Genomic DNA, 18,383 nt, shown 5'->3' with positions numbered 1-18,383 from the left:
TTTTGTTCCTAGTTAATTATTTCTACTATATCTTTGCCAAAAAAATCATAAGCTAGTTGGATAATAGCAGGCTTGCTTAATTGGGTCGCTTTGATTTGATACAAGTCAAGATCAAAATTGCAAGTATTTATAAATTTTGCAATTAATTTTGGGTTTGAATGAGGATGATTTTTGTTGTAAAAATTTTCTAAGGCTTGCCAATCTTGTTTTAAAAAAGCAATGTAGTCTGTAATTACAAAAGTGTCATTATTCAAAATTTCCAAAACTTTTTGTTTGGTGTTTTTTTGTAAAACAAGTTCAAAGACATCTTCATCTTCAAAAACTAAAATCATTTGTTGGGTTTGGCTCAAAGCAACTATTTTTCCTCTATACAAAATTTCGGCTACACTTTTATAATAACTATGAGCAGAATAATGATTTTTTAAATTTTTCCAAAAATTTGTTATTATGTTTTTGGTTGGTTCGTCTTGATTAGATAAAATATTAATTGCAAATGATATCAAATCAGAGATAGTAGAATTATTGGGGGATGGTTGTTGTGAATTTTGAGGTTGTAAATCTTTTAGGGATGGATTCAGATATTCTTTTTTTTCTATTTTTGGTGTTTTTTTATTTTCTATTGGAGTAAGTTGAGTTGGTTCAATTTCTTCTGTTTCGTTAAAGGTTTTTTTTTTCTGTATTTTTTTGGATGGGTTTTGTTAGTTCATAATTTTCTTCGGCATTTGTTTCATCTAATTCAAGTGATGCTTGCTCATTATTGGAAATTTTTGTTTTATTTGTTACAAATTGTTGGGTTTCTTGTAAATTAACTTGAAATTGAAAAGAATGTAAAGAGCATATTTGCAAAAAGGCAATTTCTACCAAAGATTTTTTTTGATCGCTTTTTTTGAGGTCTTGTTGTAGTTTAATTAAGGTTCTTAAAAAATAATCAATGTGGTTTGTTTCTTCTAACAATAATATTTTTTGGGATTGGGAAAGTTGCAAAGTTTTGGAATCTTTTTTATTTTTGGCATTACAAATTAAATAATCTTTGATAGCATCAATTAAATCTAAAATTAAAAGATCAATGTTTTTGCCCGAATCAATTGCTTTATGAAGGAGTTGCAATGTTTTAATCGCTTCTTTTTTTAGTATATTTTGAAACAATTTTTTGATAAAGCTGGCAGATACTGTACCTTTGATGTTTGCAACATCTTCTGAAGTGATCAAATTGTTTTGATAAGCACTTACCTGATCTAACAAACTAAGGGCATTTCTCATGCCACCTTCCGAATGACAAGCAATGCTTTTGATAGCGTCTTCGGTGATAAATATATTTTCCAAAGCAGCAATTTTGGTTAATTGTGAAGTGATGTTTTTGAGGTTCAAATTCTCAAAGGCAAAACTTTGGGAACGCGAAAAAATCGTGTCAGGAATTTTATAAATTTCAGTAGTAATTAAGATGAAAACTACATGTTCGGGCGGTTCTTCTAAAATTTTTAACAAAGCATTAAAAGCGTTGGGCGTAAGGACGTGAACTTCATCAATAATGTAGACTTTATATTTGCCTGTGTTAGATTTGTATTGGGCTTTATCCTGTAATTCTCTGATTTCGTCAACCCCATTATAAGAAGCGCCATCAATTTCTGTGATGTCTGTGTTTGCTTTGGCAAAGTTTTGGCAAGAATGACACGAACAAAACACATCTCCTTTATTGGGCGACAAACAATTAATGGCTTTGGCAAAAATTTTGGCTAAAGTAGTTTTTCCAGTGCCTTTATTGCCACTAAAAAGATAACAATGATTGATTTTTTGGTATCTGATGGCATTTTTTAAAGTTTGGATAATAATTTCTTGACCGACAACATCTGCAAAAGTTTGTGGTCTGTATTTTCTATATAAAACTAAATAAGACACTAAAAACTCCTTTTATTAAATTATGCACAAAACACAACAATAAATCTAGATAAATTATAATATAAATAATTTTTTATATACAAAAAATCTCCTAAATATTATAACACATTATTATATGAAAATAAAGGTTTAATTTAGTTTAATTATTTAAATATATAAGCACACTGTTCAACTTTTTTAAAACAAAACAAAACAAGATCAACTTTATAAGTTGATCTTGTTAATTATTTTCATTATTTTTTTAATTAACTAATATTTAGGAGAATTAAAAAATGGTTATTGGAAAATACAACAAAAAAATAACCATCATCTTTTGAATGATTTATCGATTTAAAATTAAAACTATAATTCAAAGATTTAATATATTCTTCTATGAATTTCCAGTCTGGATTTTGATGAATATCTATGGGTAATTTAATTTTACTTTTTTCTATTCTATCATTTATTCAAATTAAAGTGTCGAGTTTATTTAAAAAACTGATAATAAAATCTGGTTTCCCTTCACCATTACCACTTTTTTAATCATTTTTAAGTAAAATTATTAATTTTGGAATTCTTAGATTTTTGTTTTCTTCTATGATAATATTCTTGTTATTTTGATATCCTTTCTCTTCTAATATATCGTCGCGTACTAAATTTTCTGTGTTTCTTTCATTAATCATAACTTTAATCCAATTTTTTATTTTTTTAATATTTTGTAAATCTTTTTTTAAGTTTAATTTATGCTTTAAAAAATTATTACTAATTAAGATAATTTAACAAATAAACAAAATTAATATTTATGATTTTATTATAACATATCATAAGAGAGAAAAATTACAAAATTAGAGTTTAACATATATAACAAAAAACCAACTTAAAAATTGGGCTTTATATTATTTCAAAAAATATTTAATTGTCTAGTTTTTATGATAAATTGAGATTCAATTAATTTATATTTTTTTTATATTAATAAACTATAATATCGATTTTATTATCTTGTTTGTTATCTCTAAAAGTTTAATAATGTGATCTTGAAATTATATAAAATCTATTTTTTCTTTGATATTTTAAAAAATTATTCATTTATTTAAATAAATAAAACAGTTAGGTTAAAATGAAAAATATTTTCAAAATACTAGTATAATATAATAGAGTGTTTTGATTAAAATATATGAAGGATATGATATTAATAGTGATATTTGGAAGTCTATTTTTAAAATCCTTAATTATATTTCGAATCATAAATAGAATACCTAAATAACCTAATAAAAAATTGGAGACAAAAACTAAAATTCCCAAATAAAAATTTTCAAAATACAAAATCTCTAATTAAAAAATATTATTAAAACTTAACTAAAAACTATGCAAAAATTAACCAAACATAACCCAAGAACTCAAATTAAACCAAATAAAAAAAAAGGACTTATAAAATGCAAAAACAATCAAATTTCATCAAAACCATCATTCAAAAAGACCTCCAAAGCAAAAAATGCAGCCAAATAATTACACGCTTCCCACCCGAACCCAATGGTTTTTTACATTTAGGACACGCCAGAGCCATCATTATTAATTTTGAATTGGCACATTTTTTTCAAGGAAAAACCATTTTACGCTATGATAACACCAACCCTTCCAAAGAAAAACAAATTTATGTTAATGCCATCCTCAACGACATCAAATGGCTGGGCTACACTCCTTACAAAATCACTTTTGCCTCAGATTATTTCCCTCAAATGTATCAAATGGCAATTTTTTTAATCAAACAAGGAAAAGCGTATGTTGATGACCAAACAGCTGAACAAATTGTCCAAAGTCGTGGTAATTTAAAACAAAAAGGCATCAATTCTCCTTATCGCAATCGTAGTATTGAAGAAAATATCTTGCTATTTGAAAAAATGAAAAAAGGCGAATTTGCAGAAGGTAGCAAAGTTTTGCGTGCCAAAATTGATATGCAAAGTCCTAACCTTAATTTAAGAGACCCCATTTTATACCGTATTCTTTCTGCTTTTACTTTGAAACAAAAACATTGGCATATTTTCCCTACCTATGATTACGCTCATCCATTGGAAGATTCCTTTGAAAAAATCACACATTCTTTGTGTTCCTTGGAATTCGAAGATCACAGACCTTTATATGATTGGATAATCAAAGAAACACAAGCCAAACACACTCCACGCCAAATTGAATTTGGAAGACTTAATCTCACACAAACTTTGATGAGCAAAAGGCACCTTAATAATTTGGTAGAAAAAAAATTAGTAACAGGTTGGGATGACCCTAGAATGCCAACTTTATCAGGCATACGCAAAAAAGGATACACTCCTGAAGCTATCAAAAATTTTGTTATTGAAACAGGCTTATCCAAAGTAAATTCGCAAGTTAAACAAGAAATGTTAGAATCTTTTGTAAGAGACGATCTCAAAGGAAAATCCTTGCCTCGCATGGCAGTCATAAACCCTCTCAAACTTACTATTACTAACTTTCCCGAAAACCAAATAGAAACTCTCAAAGCTCCTTGGACTAATAATTTTCATACTTGTAATTGTGGAAATGAACCACAAACCCAAGGAAAAAACCCTGAAAAAACCCAAGAACAAACCCAAGAAAGAGAAATTTATTTTTCCCGTCATCTCTACATTGAAAAAGACGATTTTGCAATCAAAAAACCAGATAAAAATTATAAAAAATTAACTTTGGGCGAAGAAGTAAGATTATTTCATGCTTATTTTGTTAAAGCTTACGACGTTGTAAAAAACAATAAAGGAGAAATAACAGAAATTCTTGCCACATATGACCCCCAGACCAAAAGCGGCAGTGGCTTTAAAGACAGAAAACCAAACGGAACTATTCATTTTACAGAAGCAAAGACTGCTTGCAAAGCCACTTTTAATTTTTTTGCTCCACTACTTTGCAAAAATGGCAATTTCAACGATAAATCCTGGCATATCAAAAAAGGTTTTGTAGAATCAAGTTTACAAAAAGGTTATTGTTGTCAAAACCATTTTCAATTTCTAAGACAAGGTTATTTTGCAGCAGACAAAATCATCAAAGACACAAATGAGAAAACGCAAGAACTTAATTTCAATGAAGTAGTAAGCTTAAAATCACATCCTCAAAAAACCGAAAAAACACAATTACCAAAACAAAATCAAACCTAAAATAAATCCCACCAAATCACCCCAACAAAAAACACTACAAAACCAAACAACACAAAACAAAAAGGATAAACAAATAAATAAAAGGTATAAAAATGTTTTCCAATAAAACCAATTTTTTAGAAAAATTAAATAAACCTTTGAATCAAGCCCAACTTGCAGCAGTCACAAGCAATGCTAAATCTTTTTATCTAGTAGCAGGCGCAGGCACTGGTAAAACCACCACTTTAACTGCTAAAATTGCTTATTTAATCGAACAAAAAAACTTGCCAAGCAACCAAATTTTAGCCCTTACTTTTACCAACAAAGCTGCCAAACAAATGCAAGAAAAACTTGTCCAAATGATTGGTAAAGAAAAAACCAAAGGCATCACTATTTGTACTTTTCACTCTTTAGGAAACCAAATTTTAAGAAAATTTATTCCCTTTTTACCGTTTGCATATCGAAACAATTTCAAAATTTTAGATGACAACGACTGCAAAAAAATCATAAAAGATATTTTAAAAAAAATGAACATCGATCCCAAAAGAGTAAAAATTAGCGAATTAAAAAAAAGCATTTCCGCTATTAAAAGAAAACACGAACCACAAAATGAAGATACTTTGCAACATGGAACCCAAAAAGAACACAATTTTCAACGCGAAAACAGATACGAATTCGAAATGCCAATCAAAGTCAAATATCAAATTTTTTTGCAAAACAACAATTTAGTTGATTTTGATGACCTCATTTTATACACGCATCAACTGCTCCAAGAAAATGCCGATGTAAGGGTTTTTTATCAACAAAAATTCCAATATTTATTAGTTGATGAATTCCAAGATACTGATTTTTTTCAATACCAAATTTTAACTCTTTTAGCCCAAAAACACCAAAATATTTTTGTAGTAGGAGACCCTGATCAAAACATTTATTCTTTTCGAGGAGCCAGATTTGAAAACAGCCAATTATTCTTAAACAAATTTAAACCTCAAATAGCCTTTTTAGAACAAAATTACCGTTCTTCTAAAAACATCCTAGACAAAGCCAACCTTTTGATCAAATACAATGAATCCAACATTTTTAAAAAAAATCTCAAAAGCACTAAAAGCGAAGGAGAAGCTGTTATTTACAAGTTTTTTGAAGATTATAAAACAGAGACAAACTACATTACAAAAACCATCCAAAACCTCGTTTTAAAAGGCATTTACAGATATCAAGATTTTACTATTTTATATCGCACTAATATTTTGGGACGCCCTTTGGAAGAAAAATTCTTATCAAACAACATTCCTTATCAAGTTTTTGGAGGCACTTCCTTTTACCAAAGTAAAGTAGTCAAAGATTTTTTAGCTTATCTCAATGTTATTGCAAATCCCTCACAAGATTTTGATTTCAAACGTATCATTAACACCCCTAAAAGAGGTATTGGAACAACTTCACTTTTACATCTAGAAAAACTTGCCCAAGAAAAAAACTTAGCTCTTTTTGACGCCATTAACTACCTAGAACAAACTCCAATTAAACAAAATAACAAAACTAAACTAAACGAATTCCAAAAATTAATTACAACTTTGCGTCAAGAACTAATTAATGATTCTTTTGACTGTCTTAGTGATATAATTACTTATATTGATGAAAAAATTGGGTATTGTCGCAAAAACGATAAAACTTGCAAAATGAAATCAATAAAAGATTTTGAGCCTGCTTTGCATTACATAGAAGAATTAAAATCAGTTTTTATGCAAGCGGAAAAAAATTTGGAAGGAAGTGGTGTTTTTGAAAAATTAACCCAACTTTTAGATCAAATATCTTTGTATAGTGAAACTAACGAACAAACCGAACAAGACCCCAAAAACCCAAGCAAAAACGATCGCGTTAAACTTTCTACTATTCACAAAGTCAAAGGTTTAGAATTTAGAGTGGTTTTTATAGCTGCTTTTGAAGATATTTTTTTTGATTGCAACCAAAAAGAAAAAAGCGATTTAGAAGAATCAAGACGTCTAGCTTATGTAGCAGTTACAAGAGCCGAAGAAAAGTTATTTTTAACTGGGGCTTGTCAAAGAATTTCATACGGCAAACAAATAGACAGCAAACCTTCACGCTTTTTACAAGAAATGGGCGTTTTTCAAAAAGAAAACCCAAGAACAAATTATTTTTCCCCGCATTTATTTCAACCAAAACAATCAAACCAAATATCTTCCACTAATGGAAATGGCTTTTTTCAAAAAGGAGACAAAGTCAAACACAAAACTCTCGGCTTGGGCGTAGTTGAAACCATCATGCAAGATTTAATCCAAGTCCGTTTTATAAATTCACAAAATATAAAAATCTTTGAAAATACAACTGCTTTTCTTGCTAAAATAGAAGAGTAAGTGAATTTTTAAACATTCATCAAAAACGAATCATACCATCATTATTTTAATTAAACCAAAAAAACAACAAATCAAAATTAAAATTACCAAAAACAAACCCAAAAAACAATAAAATCAAAATTAAAATTAAAAGGAGATTTTTTATGAATTATACTGTTTTTTTTGTAACTATTTGTACTTTTATCGTTTTAAGTACTTTATTTTTAGCAGATAGCAACGACAGCTTTTCTTTGGGAAATTCTTTTTCCGAACAAAAACAAGGACGCAAAATTAAAGGCGAACAATTATTCTTAAACTGCTTTCTTACTGTTTTAACCATGGCTTTTTTTGGACTTTCCTTTTGGTGCCAACAATAGTTTGATACCATATGCAATTAGAACAAAATACCTTAGCTTGGCATAATCATCGCAAAAAATACATTAATGCTTCCGAAGTAGCAGCTATCATGGGCTTAAATCCATTTGAAAACAAAGAACAATTATTAAAAAGAAAAGTTTTTGGAACTCCAATCAAAGACAACGAAGCAATGAAACGCGGACGAACTTTGGAACCCCAAGCAAGAAATTTTTTCAACCAAACACAAAAAATGAAATTCGAACCCAAAGTCTTTGTCAAAGATTTCATGTCTGCTTCTTTGGATGGATGGGACGCCCAATATCAAAACCTCTTAGAAATAAAATGCCCAATTTCTTTTGCCTCTTATACTTGGCAAACCTTTTTGAATGAAGACAAAATCCCTACTATTTATTATGCCCAACTACAAGCCCAAATTTATTGTTCCCAATCAATTAAAGCTTACTTTTTAGTCTATCAAAACGACCAAACCAATAAAACTATCGAAGTCAAAGAAGACCCGAATTTTATCATAAACATGCTTGAACAGTGCAGTCGTTTTTTTCAATTATACTTAAAAACTCAACAATTACAAAAACAACTCTAAATATAAAATTACTCATTTATATAAAAAAACATTGTTGCTATTGCATTTAATTTAACCCCATTTATGAAAAATTTTACCATAAAAAATGACCCCCAAACAAAAGAAAAACCACTTACTTAAATATTTAATTATTTTTTTTGCTTTCTCTTATTGACAAACAACAAAAAAAGAGATATAATATAATTAGTATTGCTGATTTTTAATTTTTAATTTTGAGATTATGGAAAGGAGATATTAATGCCAAAAACTGTTTTTCGTAAAGGAGAAACTATCGAAGAAACGCTACGTCGTTTTAAAAGAGAAGTTTCTAAATCTGGTGTCCTAGCAGAAGCGCGTCGCAAAGAACATTATATTAAACCAAACATACAAAAGAAAAATCGCCAAAAAAATATGCGTAGTAAAAAGCGTTAATGTATTTAATCAATTAAAAGCTACTTGAAACAAGTTGCTTTTTTTATTTTATATTTTCTTACATTTTATTAAGTTTTTTTACAAATGTCTTTTTATTCATTCAAATAATAAAAAAAATAATCTCATTTTTTAAAATTACCAAAAACAATTGCAACTACAACTGCAACCCAAACCCCAAATAGGAAATTCTAAATGATCATTAAAATCCATAATCAAACTTCTTTTTGCATCATGCCTTTTAAATCTTTATTAATTAAAATTTTTTTACCCATCAAAGAAAAAAAATTAATGCACCTTATTTTTGTTACCAACGAAAAAATTCAAGAACTTAATTCCTTTTATCGACAAAAAAATTATCCCACAGATGTTTTGTCTTTTCCTAATGATTTAACTTTTTTTGCAGGTTTAGAAGACAATTCTTTAGGTGATATTTTTATTTCTTTTCCCAAAGCCAAAGACCAAGCAAAAAAAGCCAAACACAGTTTAGAACGCGAAATTGCTTTTTTAGCAGTGCATGGTTTTTTACATCTTAAAGGCTATCAACATCGCACCGAAGAAGAGCTTCAAATAATGCTTAATTTACAAGAAAAAATTTTACAAAACGTAGGTATGAATTTAGACACAACCACATAAAACAGCAAAATCCCAAATCCAAGAAAAACTAATCAAAAAGAAAAAACAAATAAAAAACACACAAACACCCACAAGAAAAAATAAAAAACAAAAAATAACTAAGAAAATGAGGACTTACATGGATTTTAAATCTGGTTTTATTGCTATTTTGGGACGCCCAAACGTCGGCAAATCAACTCTTCTAAACGCATTAACCCAAAAAAAAATCGCCATCACAAGCGCCAAACCCCAAACAACACGCCACAAAATTATTGGAATTTGCCACGAACCTAACGCCCAATATATTTTTGTAGACACACCAGGAATTAACCAATACAAACATTTATTAAACCAAAAAATGAACAACATAGCTTTTCAAAGCATCAAAGATGTTGATTTAATTCTCTTTTTAACAGATTCCTTTTATCATCCCAAAGAAGAAACTTTATTAAAGGTGATTTTTCAAACCAAAAAACCAGTTTTTTTAGTCATCAACAAAATTGACCGTTTAAAAAGCAAAAGCCAAATTGATACTATTATTTTGAGCTATTTAAATCATTTTTCTTTTAAAACAGTAATCCCACTTTCAGCTATAAAAGCCACAAACAACACTTTTTTAAAAGAAAATATCTATCAAAATATCAAATCAGGAGTAGCTTACTATCCTCAAGACATGATTACTGATCAAAAAAAAGAACTTTGGATAGCAGAAATAATCCGCGAAAAAGTCCTTTATTATGTACATGAAGAAATCCCTCACGCCTCAACTGTAATAATTGAAAAAATGGAACAAAAAGACCATTTATTAGAAATTTGGGGCTTGATTTTGGTAGAAAGAAGCTCCCAAAAACAAATCTTAATTGGTAAGGTAGGATCCAAACTCAAACAAATAGGAACACATGTCCGCCAAGACCTCAATTGCCATTTGAAAATCAAAACTCACATTAATTTATGGGTTAAAGTATATCCTAATTGGCGCAATCAAAAAGATTTATTAAGTCGCTTTGGATATTAAATAATTATAATTAACACAAAAAATCAAAAATATAACAATGTAAAAATCAAAACATAAACACAAACAACAAAAAGGAGCTTTGGGATGCAACATTTAGAGAAAGTTATTTCATTAGCCAAACAAACAGGCTTTGTATTTGCAGGCAGTGAAATTTATGGAGGGCTTGCCAATAGTTGGGATTATGGCCCTTTAGGCAGTTTATTAAAAAACAACATTAAAAAAGCTTGGTTACAAAAATTTGTCCAAGAACAACCCAATAATGTTTTGTTAGATGGCTCCATTTTGCTTAATTCTAACGTATGGAAAGCCTCAGGTCATCTGGATTCTTTTTCGGATCCCCTTACCGAAAATAAAGACACCAACAAGAGATTTCGCGTCGATAAACTCATCGAAACCCACGATCCGCAGTTAGATATTAGCGGTTGGTCCTACGAACAAATGCATGACTATTTAGTCAAAAACAAAGTCTTAGGAACTTCCAACTGGACACCAATCAGACCTTTTAACATGCTTTTTAAAACTCATCAAGGAGTAATTTTGGAAAACTCCAAACCTATATATTTAAGACCTGAAACAGCACAAGGCATTTTTATCCAATTTAAAAACATTTTAAAAACCACAAGAAAAAAACTTCCCTTTGGAGTCTGCCAAATTGGAAAAGTATTCCGCAACGAAGTGACACCAGGTAACTTTATTTTCCGTACTTGTGAATTTGAACAAATGGAACTAGAATTTTTTTGCCAACCAGGCACAGAAGCCCATTGGTTTAGACACTGGAAAAACTTAATGTATGATTTTTTAATTATTTTAGGCATGAACCCACAAAATTTAACATTTAAAAATCATAAAAAAGAAGACCTCAGCCATTATTCACAACAAACTTGCGATATTTTATTCAAATTTCCTTGGGGTTTTGACGAACTTTGGGGGATCGCTTCCAGAACAAATTTCGACCTAAAAAACCACCAACAACACTCAAAAAAAGATCTTACTTATTTTGACGAAAATAACAAACAAAAAATTTTACCCTATGTTATCGAACCTTCTTTAGGAATAGAAAGACTATTTTTTGCTTTTCTAATTAACAATTACCATGAAAACAACACCTCCAACGAAACAAGAAAAATCCTTTCTTTTCACCCTTTTTTAGCACCTTACAAAGTAGCTGTTTTGCCATTAATCAAAAAAAAACACAGTGCCAAAGCCCAAGAAATCCATCAACATTTAGCTAAACATTTTGATGTTTGTTACGATGAGACCCAAAGTATTGGCAAAAGATACCGCAGACAAGATATGATCGGCACTCCTTTTTGTCTCACTGTAGACGATAAAACCCTTACCAACAACACAGTTACTTTAAGAAATCGTGACACTGCCAAACAACAAAACTTTTTGCTAACAGAAGTAAAAAAATACATCAAAGAAAAAATTATTTTAAAATAATGAATCAAAATGCAAGATAACAAACAATTAATTAATCAAATCAATGAAAAAATGCCTATCCTTGATTTAGTTCAAGAATTTGTACAATTAAAAAAATCAGGCAAAAATTACATGGGATTATGCCCTTTTCACGATGAAAAAACACCCTCTTTTTCTGTGTCTCCTGAAAGAAATATAGGAGTTTGTATGTCTTGTAAAAAAGGCGGCAATCCTGTTTTTTTTTACAAAAGCATCAAAAACATCGATTTAAATCAAGCCATTTTTGAACTGGCAACCCGCTTAGAAATCACTACTTCCCTTCCCCAAAAAAACACCAATCAATACCAAAAATTCTACAATATCATGCAAGAAGCAGCAGATTTTTATTCCCATCAATTAAAACATAACAAACAAGTCCTCAATTATTTAGAAAAAAGAGGCTTTGGCAATGACATCATAAAAAATTTTAAATTGGGTTATGCTCCCAAAGCGTCCCATTTATCACGCTATTTAATGGAAGGTGCCAAATTTGATCCTTATGACCTCAAAAAATTAAACCTCATCAATCAAGACGACAAAAACGGTAACTTTTATGATTTTTTCAAAAACCGCCTCATTTTTCCCATCACTAACAAATCAGGCCAAATTGTTGCTTTTTCCAGCCGTAGTTTAGATGATAAAATGCCTAAATATCTCAATAGTCCTGAAACAGTAATTTTCAAAAAAGGCGAGACTTTGTATCAATACTACGAAAACCAAGCTGAAATCAGAAAAAAACAAACAGTCATTTTGCATGAAGGTTTTTTTGATGTTATGGCATCTTTCAAAGCCCAAATCCAAAACGTAGTTGCTACCATGGGAACCAATCTTACTTCAGATCATACTAAACTATTAAAAAAACTCACCGACAAAATAATTATTGCCTATGACGGAGACAAATCAGGAAAAATAGCTACTTTAGAAATTGGAACCTTTCTCCAAAAAAACCAATTCAAAGTTCAAATAGTGGATTTTCCAAATAATCTAGACCCCGACGAATACATCAAAACCGAAGGGCCGGAAAAATACAAACACCTTCTAACCAATAATTTAAAAGATTTTTTAGCTTTAAAAGTGGATTTGATTTGTAAACAAATGGATTCTTACAACCAAACTCAAATCAAAAAAGAATTACAAAAACTGTTCCAATTCTCAAGCTTTGAAATAAAAATGTTTTATCAAGAATACTTACAAAAAAAATATCAACTAACAGTTAATCTCAATTCTCAAGTCTCAATTGACAAAATTCCAAAACCTCTTTACATGGATCACACCAAACAACAATTAAATGCAATCAAATTTGACATTAAAATAGAAATCATCATAGAATTACTTTTAAATGCTGCTTTTTTCAAAACCCAAAACCACAAAACATTTGCCACCATCAAAAAAACCCCTGGTTTTAACGACTTGCAATACAGTTGTCTACTAAACTATATTAAAAATTATTACGAGAAAAATCCTCAAAAAACCTGTATTCCTTGGGAAGAAATCAAAAACACTGCATTTAAAGAAAATATTGATGATTTATTGACATCTATCGAAAAACATCATTTTTTTCAAATGCAAAAGCGTCCTCTTTTAAAAGATAAAGAAGGCAAGATATTTAGCAATTATATAAAAGAATTAGAAATCAGAGACAAAATAGAACAAAAACAACAAAAAATAAATGAGTTAAATGATAAATTACTTCAAATAGATAATACCGAAAAAAAACAAATTACAAAAAAACAAAGACAAACTCAAAAAAGAAAAACAACAATTACAAAAACAATTAAGCGAATTAGTAAATTATATATTTTGTTAAAAACAACAAATCATCTAAAAAAAGCCAAAATCAAAACAAATTCATAGCCAAATTAATTAAAAAAACGGAGTTAATAAATGGAATTCGATAACATTATCAAAAATTTAAATGAGCAAGCTGGAAGCAAACAAAAAATAACATCTCAATTAATTATGTCTTTTTTGCAAAATCAAAACATAAAAATACCATATCAACAAATAGCACAAAACCTAAAAGAACAAGGGATTCAAATTATCTCTTGCGAAACACAAGCATCTCCATCTCTAAATGAAAATCCCAATAAAAATGATACACACAACACACACACAAATACCCCCAATGATGATTTTGCTGACCTTAATTCCAAATCAACAAATGCAAACTTAGAAAAAACAGATGACAACAAAGATGAATATAACACGCAAGACTCAGAAGAAGACATCCAAGATTTTGACATTTCTGAAGAAGACTTAATATCAGATGAAAAAATCATAGAATTAGAAGAAGACGAAGATGAAAAAATTTCTAAAGAAGAAATTTCTAAAATCCATTCTGATATTAAAATGGATGACTCAGTTCGCATGTATTTAAAAGAAATTGGTCAAATCCCTTTACTTTCGCTGGCAGAAGAACAAAAAAAATCCATTTTAGTTTTTTTAGGCAAACAAGCCAAACAAAAGCTAGCCAAACACAAAACTAAAGAAATTGAATTATCCGAAGATCAACTCCAAGAAGCACATGACCAAATCGAACAAGCAAGACGCGCCAAAGATATTTTGGTAGAATCCAATTATAGATTAGTAGTTTCCATTGCCAAACGCTATATTGGAAGAGGCATTTTGTTTCTTGATTTAATCCAAGAAGGCAACATGGGTTTAATGCGTGCAGTAGATAAATTCGATTATCAAAAAGGATTTAAATTTTCCACTTATGCAACTTGGTGGATCAGGCAAGCTATAACAAGAGCGATTGCTGATCAGGCAAGAACTATCCGAATTCCTGTCCACATAGTAGAAACTATTAATAAAATGGCACTTTGCACTCGCAAATTAACTCAAAAACTTAAGAAAAAACCTACAGTCGAAGAGTTAGCCGACAAAATGAATATTTCTGCTGAAAAAATTCGCAGCATCCAATATATCGAAAAAAAACCCATCTCTTTGGAAGCCCCCGCACGAGAAAACGAAGAAGACGAAACTTCTTTGGGCGATTTTATCTCAGATCCAAATATTTTATCCCCCCACGAATATATGATGAAAGAAGTAACTCAAAAACTTTTAGATGAAGTCTTAGAAAACACCTTAACTGACCGCGAGGAAAAAGTATTAAAAATGCGCTATGGTCTTTTAGATGGAAAAACACACACTTTAGAAGAAGTAGGTACTTTATTTGGAGTTACCAGAGAAAGAATCCGCCAAATTGAATCCAAAGCTCTAAGACGACTCAGAACTCCAGCTAAACAAAGCAAATTAAAAAGTTTGTACCAAAACCACAAATAAAATGAAACGAATCCCTTTTATTGCGTCTCTTACTAAAAATTATGACACTGTTGTAGACATTGGCACAGATCATGGTTTAGTCCTCAAAAAAGCTTTTCAACAAGGATATATCAAACAAGCAATTGCAGCAGATATAAGACTAAAACCTTTATTTCAAGCCCAAAAAAACCTTACTTGCTATCCAGTTACTTTTTGTTTAAGTGATGGATTCCAAAACATTTTCCAAGATTTTGATCTTGCCCTGATTTGTGGCATGGGAACTTATGCTATTACTAAAATACTTGAAAAAACTAATTATAAAAACAAACATTTTATATTAGGATCACAAAGCAATCAAGATTATCTTCAAGAATGGCTATTGAAAAATGATTTTCAAATTTTAAAAGAATATCATTTATTTGACAAATTTTTTTATCATTTTTTAAAAGTAACTAGCAAAAGCTAATTTTTGCTTACAATTCCATATCTATGATTAAATCAAACTATTTTAATAACTTGGTATATTTTTATTATAAATTAATAATTATGCCATTTTATAAACAAAAAAAGAACAATAATTAAGTTGGTCTTAATGCTATAATTAAAATATTTCGATTTGCTAATATTTTGCAAAAAATTTTTAATTAGAAATTGGGGGGGTTGCTTTTAAAACAATATATTTTTAAAAACAAAAAAATACAGATAAAAAGATTATAAATAAAAAAATAAAAAATAAATTCCTCATCACCTTTAAAATAAAATCACAACAATATATATAAAAATAATATAAATTAATGGATGAATGTAGGCTATATAAATTTAGTATTTTTCACCCAAAAGGAGTTATACAAAAAAAAGACAAAATATAAAATAGGAATATAGATGTGTTCAAATTGATTTAAACATAAAAAAGGATGATTTTGAAAAACTTAAAAATTTTTCTATCATTATATGATATGTATTATAGCAGTCAACAGAAATATCTATAACTGCTATAAAGGCTAAATTAAAAAACCATTTTGCTTTATCAAAGGCGTAAAATAAAATGTTAAAACAAGAAGGATTAAAATATTGTTTTGTTTAGTAAAAAAAATAACAACAAATTAATAATTTTTTTATCTTGAAAGATGTTTTTGTGTTTTGGTTGGAATATTCAAAAAAACAAAAATTAATTAGCAACATGAAAGCGAAAACATATACAAACTTCAATTTTAATCTACATTTTTTTATCATAAATTATTCTTTTCACATTATAAAATATACAAATGAAGGGTAATTGTGAACTGTTCCAAAACTTTAGACACTTTTTTACTTTTTAAAAACTCTTTAAGACTAACTATTAAGTTAGTCTTTTTTTCTTTTCTAAGACTAAAAAAAATAATTTCTTATCTTTTCTAAAAACGTTTTTAGAAAGGATTCTAATGTTAAGACAAGAATTATTTAAAGATTTTTTTAAAAAATAAAAAAGAATTTAGAAATTCGTAATCAATTAATCACACTTCATTTACCATTAGTCAAAAAAATAGTTTATCAATTTAAATATTATCCTCGAGTTTTAACTAAAGAAGATTTATATCAAGAAGGGATTTTAGGATTAATCAAAGCCCTCAATAATTACGAAGATTTAGGTTATGACTTTATTGCTTACGCTACTCCAACCATCAAATCGGAAATCAGAGAACTAATAAGAAAAAGCCATTCACCTTCAATCCCCCAAAAACATTATCATTTTTCATATCATTATTATTTATCGATATCATAAAAACCTCTTTTTTAGGTAATTTTATTTTTTTAATTTATTTTAATCATTAAATCAACTTGAATTTTTAAATTAATTGCCTTACCAAGTATTGAATATTATGTATTAAACAAAAAGAAGAACGCGCTGAAGCGCTTATTTAGAGTTATAATAGTTGATATATTTAAAATAATTTATAAAGATAATTGGTATTAAGATGCAAAAATTAAAACAAAAAATTAAATTATTACAAAACATCATTGAAAAGATTAAAAAAATTGATAAAAAAATGGTTTTCCATTTAGTCAACCAATTCAATCAAACTCTTAATTTAACCACTATTTTAAAAACAATTCAAATTAAAAGAAGTACTTATTATTATTGGTTAAAAATGAAAGATAAACTAAAAGAAAAAAAAGAAAAATATTTATTACAACAAAATCGCATTAAAGCTTTGTGTTTACACCAACAATATTTTTACGGTCATCGTAAAATCACTGATTTATATCAAAAAACCTTTAACGAGTTCATCACCAAGAAAAAAGTTTATACTATTATGAAAGAAAATGGTATTTTTTGTCGTTTAAGAATTAAAAAAAATTTACTTACCGTAATTTAAAAAATAATCTCCAAATAATCCCTAATTTAATCAATCAAGATTTTATGTCCACCAAACCCCTCCAAAAACTCTTTACTGATATTACTTATTTCAAAACTAATCAAGGTTTTCTCTATTTTTCTTGTATTATCGACTCTTTTAACAACCAAATAATTGCTTCTCATACTTCAAACCAACAAAATAAAGATTTAGTTTTAAATACTATTAAAAAATTACCTTCATTAAAAGAACCTTGTATCATCCACTTCGATCAAGGAAAAGTTTATCAATCACTCAAAATTCAACAAAATTTAACAAAAAAAGGTTTTTTAATCAGCATGTCAAGAAAAGCCACCCCTCGTGATAACGCGGTCATTGAAAACTTTTTCGGCCAAATGAAAACGATCTTACAACATCAACATCCATTTTTATTTCAAAAATCTCCTGATAAAATGAAAAAATTAATCAATCAATTTCCTCAATTTTGGAATACTAAGTGGATTTTAAGTAAATTAAACTATTCAACTCCATCTCAATATATTCAAAATCTGAGATAAGTTTTAGTTGAATTAATATAAAATAATATAACCTTGAAAAAGGTTACTTTAGTACGCTTTTTTATCCCATCAAATGATGACTTTTAAAGAAAATGAGCTTTTTATTCATTTTGTTGACGACTTTTTAACTTTTTTTACCTAACTATATAGTGTAAGGATAAAATATTTAAAAAAATATCTTTTGAAACTAAAGAATTATCAAAAAAAGTTTAGACACTTTTTTAAACGAAAAAAATATTTATTTAGTTTGAAAAGATAGGAAATTATCTATTAATTTTTAGTCTTAAAGAGTCATTTTAAAATAAAAAGTTGTATAAAAAAGTGGAACAGTTCATCGCAATCTTGATTGCGATGAACTGTTCCACTTTTTTATACAACTTTTTATTTCAAAAATCTCCTG

13 protein-coding genes and 2 pseudogenes are annotated in these 18,383 nt (G+C 28.5%); 13 read left to right on the top strand and 2 right to left on the bottom strand.

The features are described from left to right. Positions 1-8: 8 nt before the first annotated feature. Both N747_RS03800 and dnaX read right to left on the bottom strand, forming a co-directional pair. The gene (locus tag N747_RS03800) at positions 9-503 is read right to left on the bottom strand and encodes a hypothetical protein (protein ID WP_240992292.1); all 495 of its coding nucleotides are present in this window, start codon (positions 501-503) and stop codon (positions 9-11) included. 154 nt (positions 504-657) lie between these two features. Beyond that, complete coding sequence (gene dnaX / locus N747_RS03630) at positions 658-1,896, bottom strand: DNA polymerase III subunit gamma/tau (protein ID WP_024563474.1); 1,239 nt, start codon at positions 1,894-1,896, stop codon at positions 658-660. Between the two features lie 1,412 nt (positions 1,897-3,308). Here dnaX and glnS point away from each other — a divergent pair. From glnS to N747_RS03385, 13 genes and pseudogenes are all read left to right on the top strand, one after another. Continuing rightward, positions 3,309-5,036, top strand: a complete 1,728-nt coding sequence (gene glnS, locus N747_RS0101300; protein WP_024563473.1) for a glutamine--tRNA ligase — start codon at positions 3,309-3,311, stop codon at positions 5,034-5,036. Positions 5,037-5,128: 92 nt separating this feature from the next. Next, the gene (locus tag N747_RS0101295) at positions 5,129-7,387 is read left to right on the top strand and encodes an ATP-dependent helicase (protein WP_024563472.1); all 2,259 of its coding nucleotides are present in this window, start codon (positions 5,129-5,131) and stop codon (positions 7,385-7,387) included. A 143-nt stretch (positions 7,388-7,530) separates the two neighbouring features. Beyond that, positions 7,531-7,743, top strand: a complete 213-nt coding sequence (locus N747_RS03395; RefSeq protein ID WP_024563471.1) for a hypothetical protein — start codon at positions 7,531-7,533, stop codon at positions 7,741-7,743. Positions 7,744-7,754: 11 nt separating this feature from the next. After that, positions 7,755-8,327: a YqaJ viral recombinase family protein gene (locus N747_RS0101285; RefSeq protein ID WP_029783875.1), complete on the top strand. Its 573-nt coding sequence runs from the start codon at positions 7,755-7,757 to the stop codon at positions 8,325-8,327. 237 nt (positions 8,328-8,564) lie between these two features. Beyond that, positions 8,565-8,738 (top strand): 30S ribosomal protein S21, encoded by a 174-nt coding sequence (rpsU, locus tag N747_RS0101280; RefSeq protein WP_024563470.1) that lies wholly within the window; start codon positions 8,565-8,567, stop codon positions 8,736-8,738. A gap of 192 nt (positions 8,739-8,930) precedes the next feature. After that, entirely contained in the window at positions 8,931-9,371 is a 441-nt protein-coding gene (gene ybeY, locus N747_RS03390) for an rRNA maturation RNase YbeY (protein WP_024563469.1), read from the top strand. Positions 9,372-9,489: 118 nt separating this feature from the next. Continuing rightward, entirely contained in the window at positions 9,490-10,365 is an 876-nt protein-coding gene (gene era / locus N747_RS0101270; protein ID WP_024563468.1) for a GTPase Era, read from the top strand. A gap of 84 nt (positions 10,366-10,449) precedes the next feature. Beyond that, complete coding sequence (locus N747_RS0101265; protein WP_024563467.1) at positions 10,450-11,808, top strand: glycine--tRNA ligase; 1,359 nt, start codon at positions 10,450-10,452, stop codon at positions 11,806-11,808. A 9-nt stretch (positions 11,809-11,817) separates the two neighbouring features. Further along, on the top strand, positions 11,818-13,680 hold the full coding sequence (gene dnaG / locus N747_RS0101260; protein WP_024563466.1) for a DNA primase: 1,863 nt from the start codon (positions 11,818-11,820) through the stop codon (positions 13,678-13,680). A 30-nt stretch (positions 13,681-13,710) separates the two neighbouring features. Next, complete coding sequence (gene rpoD, locus N747_RS0101255) at positions 13,711-15,111, top strand: RNA polymerase sigma factor RpoD (protein WP_024563465.1); 1,401 nt, start codon at positions 13,711-13,713, stop codon at positions 15,109-15,111. A gap of 1 nt (position 15,112) precedes the next feature. Continuing rightward, positions 15,113-15,556: a class I SAM-dependent methyltransferase gene (locus N747_RS0101250; protein WP_024563464.1), complete on the top strand. Its 444-nt coding sequence runs from the start codon at positions 15,113-15,115 to the stop codon at positions 15,554-15,556. A gap of 955 nt (positions 15,557-16,511) precedes the next feature. Continuing rightward, positions 16,512-16,810: pseudogene (locus N747_RS03795) on the top strand (sigma-70 family RNA polymerase sigma factor); the annotation flags it as partial. A gap of 235 nt (positions 16,811-17,045) precedes the next feature. Further along, positions 17,046-17,983 (top strand): annotated as a pseudogene (locus N747_RS03385) (IS3 family transposase). Positions 17,984-18,383: the final 400 nt, after the last annotated feature.

This window comes from Candidatus Phytoplasma tritici (genome assembly GCF_000495255.1).
Classification (GTDB): domain Bacteria; phylum Bacillota_I; class Bacilli_A; order Acholeplasmatales; family Acholeplasmataceae; genus Phytoplasma; species Phytoplasma tritici.
The sequence above is the reverse complement of the archived record's forward strand: the minus strand, read 5'-3'. Positions and strand labels throughout refer to the sequence as shown.

Excerpts from the sequence above, each read along its gene's own strand:
- glnS (WP_024563473.1), top strand. The coding sequence starts at position 3,309 with ATGCAAAAACAATCAAATTTCATCAAAACCATCATTCAAAAAGACCTC.
- N747_RS0101295 (WP_024563472.1), top strand. The coding sequence starts at position 5,129 with ATGTTTTCCAATAAAACCAATTTTTTAGAAAAATTAAATAAACCTTTG.
- N747_RS03395 (WP_024563471.1), top strand. The coding sequence starts at position 7,531 with ATGAATTATACTGTTTTTTTTGTAACTATTTGTACTTTTATCGTTTTA.
- N747_RS0101285 (WP_029783875.1), top strand. The coding sequence starts at position 7,755 with ATGCAATTAGAACAAAATACCTTAGCTTGGCATAATCATCGCAAAAAA.
- rpsU (WP_024563470.1), top strand. The coding sequence starts at position 8,565 with ATGCCAAAAACTGTTTTTCGTAAAGGAGAAACTATCGAAGAAACGCTA.
- ybeY (WP_024563469.1), top strand. The coding sequence starts at position 8,931 with ATGATCATTAAAATCCATAATCAAACTTCTTTTTGCATCATGCCTTTT.
- era (WP_024563468.1), top strand. The coding sequence starts at position 9,490 with ATGGATTTTAAATCTGGTTTTATTGCTATTTTGGGACGCCCAAACGTC.
- N747_RS0101265 (WP_024563467.1), top strand. The coding sequence starts at position 10,450 with ATGCAACATTTAGAGAAAGTTATTTCATTAGCCAAACAAACAGGCTTT.
- dnaG (WP_024563466.1), top strand. The coding sequence starts at position 11,818 with ATGCAAGATAACAAACAATTAATTAATCAAATCAATGAAAAAATGCCT.
- rpoD (WP_024563465.1), top strand. The coding sequence starts at position 13,711 with ATGGAATTCGATAACATTATCAAAAATTTAAATGAGCAAGCTGGAAGC.
- N747_RS0101250 (WP_024563464.1), top strand. The coding sequence starts at position 15,113 with ATGAAACGAATCCCTTTTATTGCGTCTCTTACTAAAAATTATGACACT.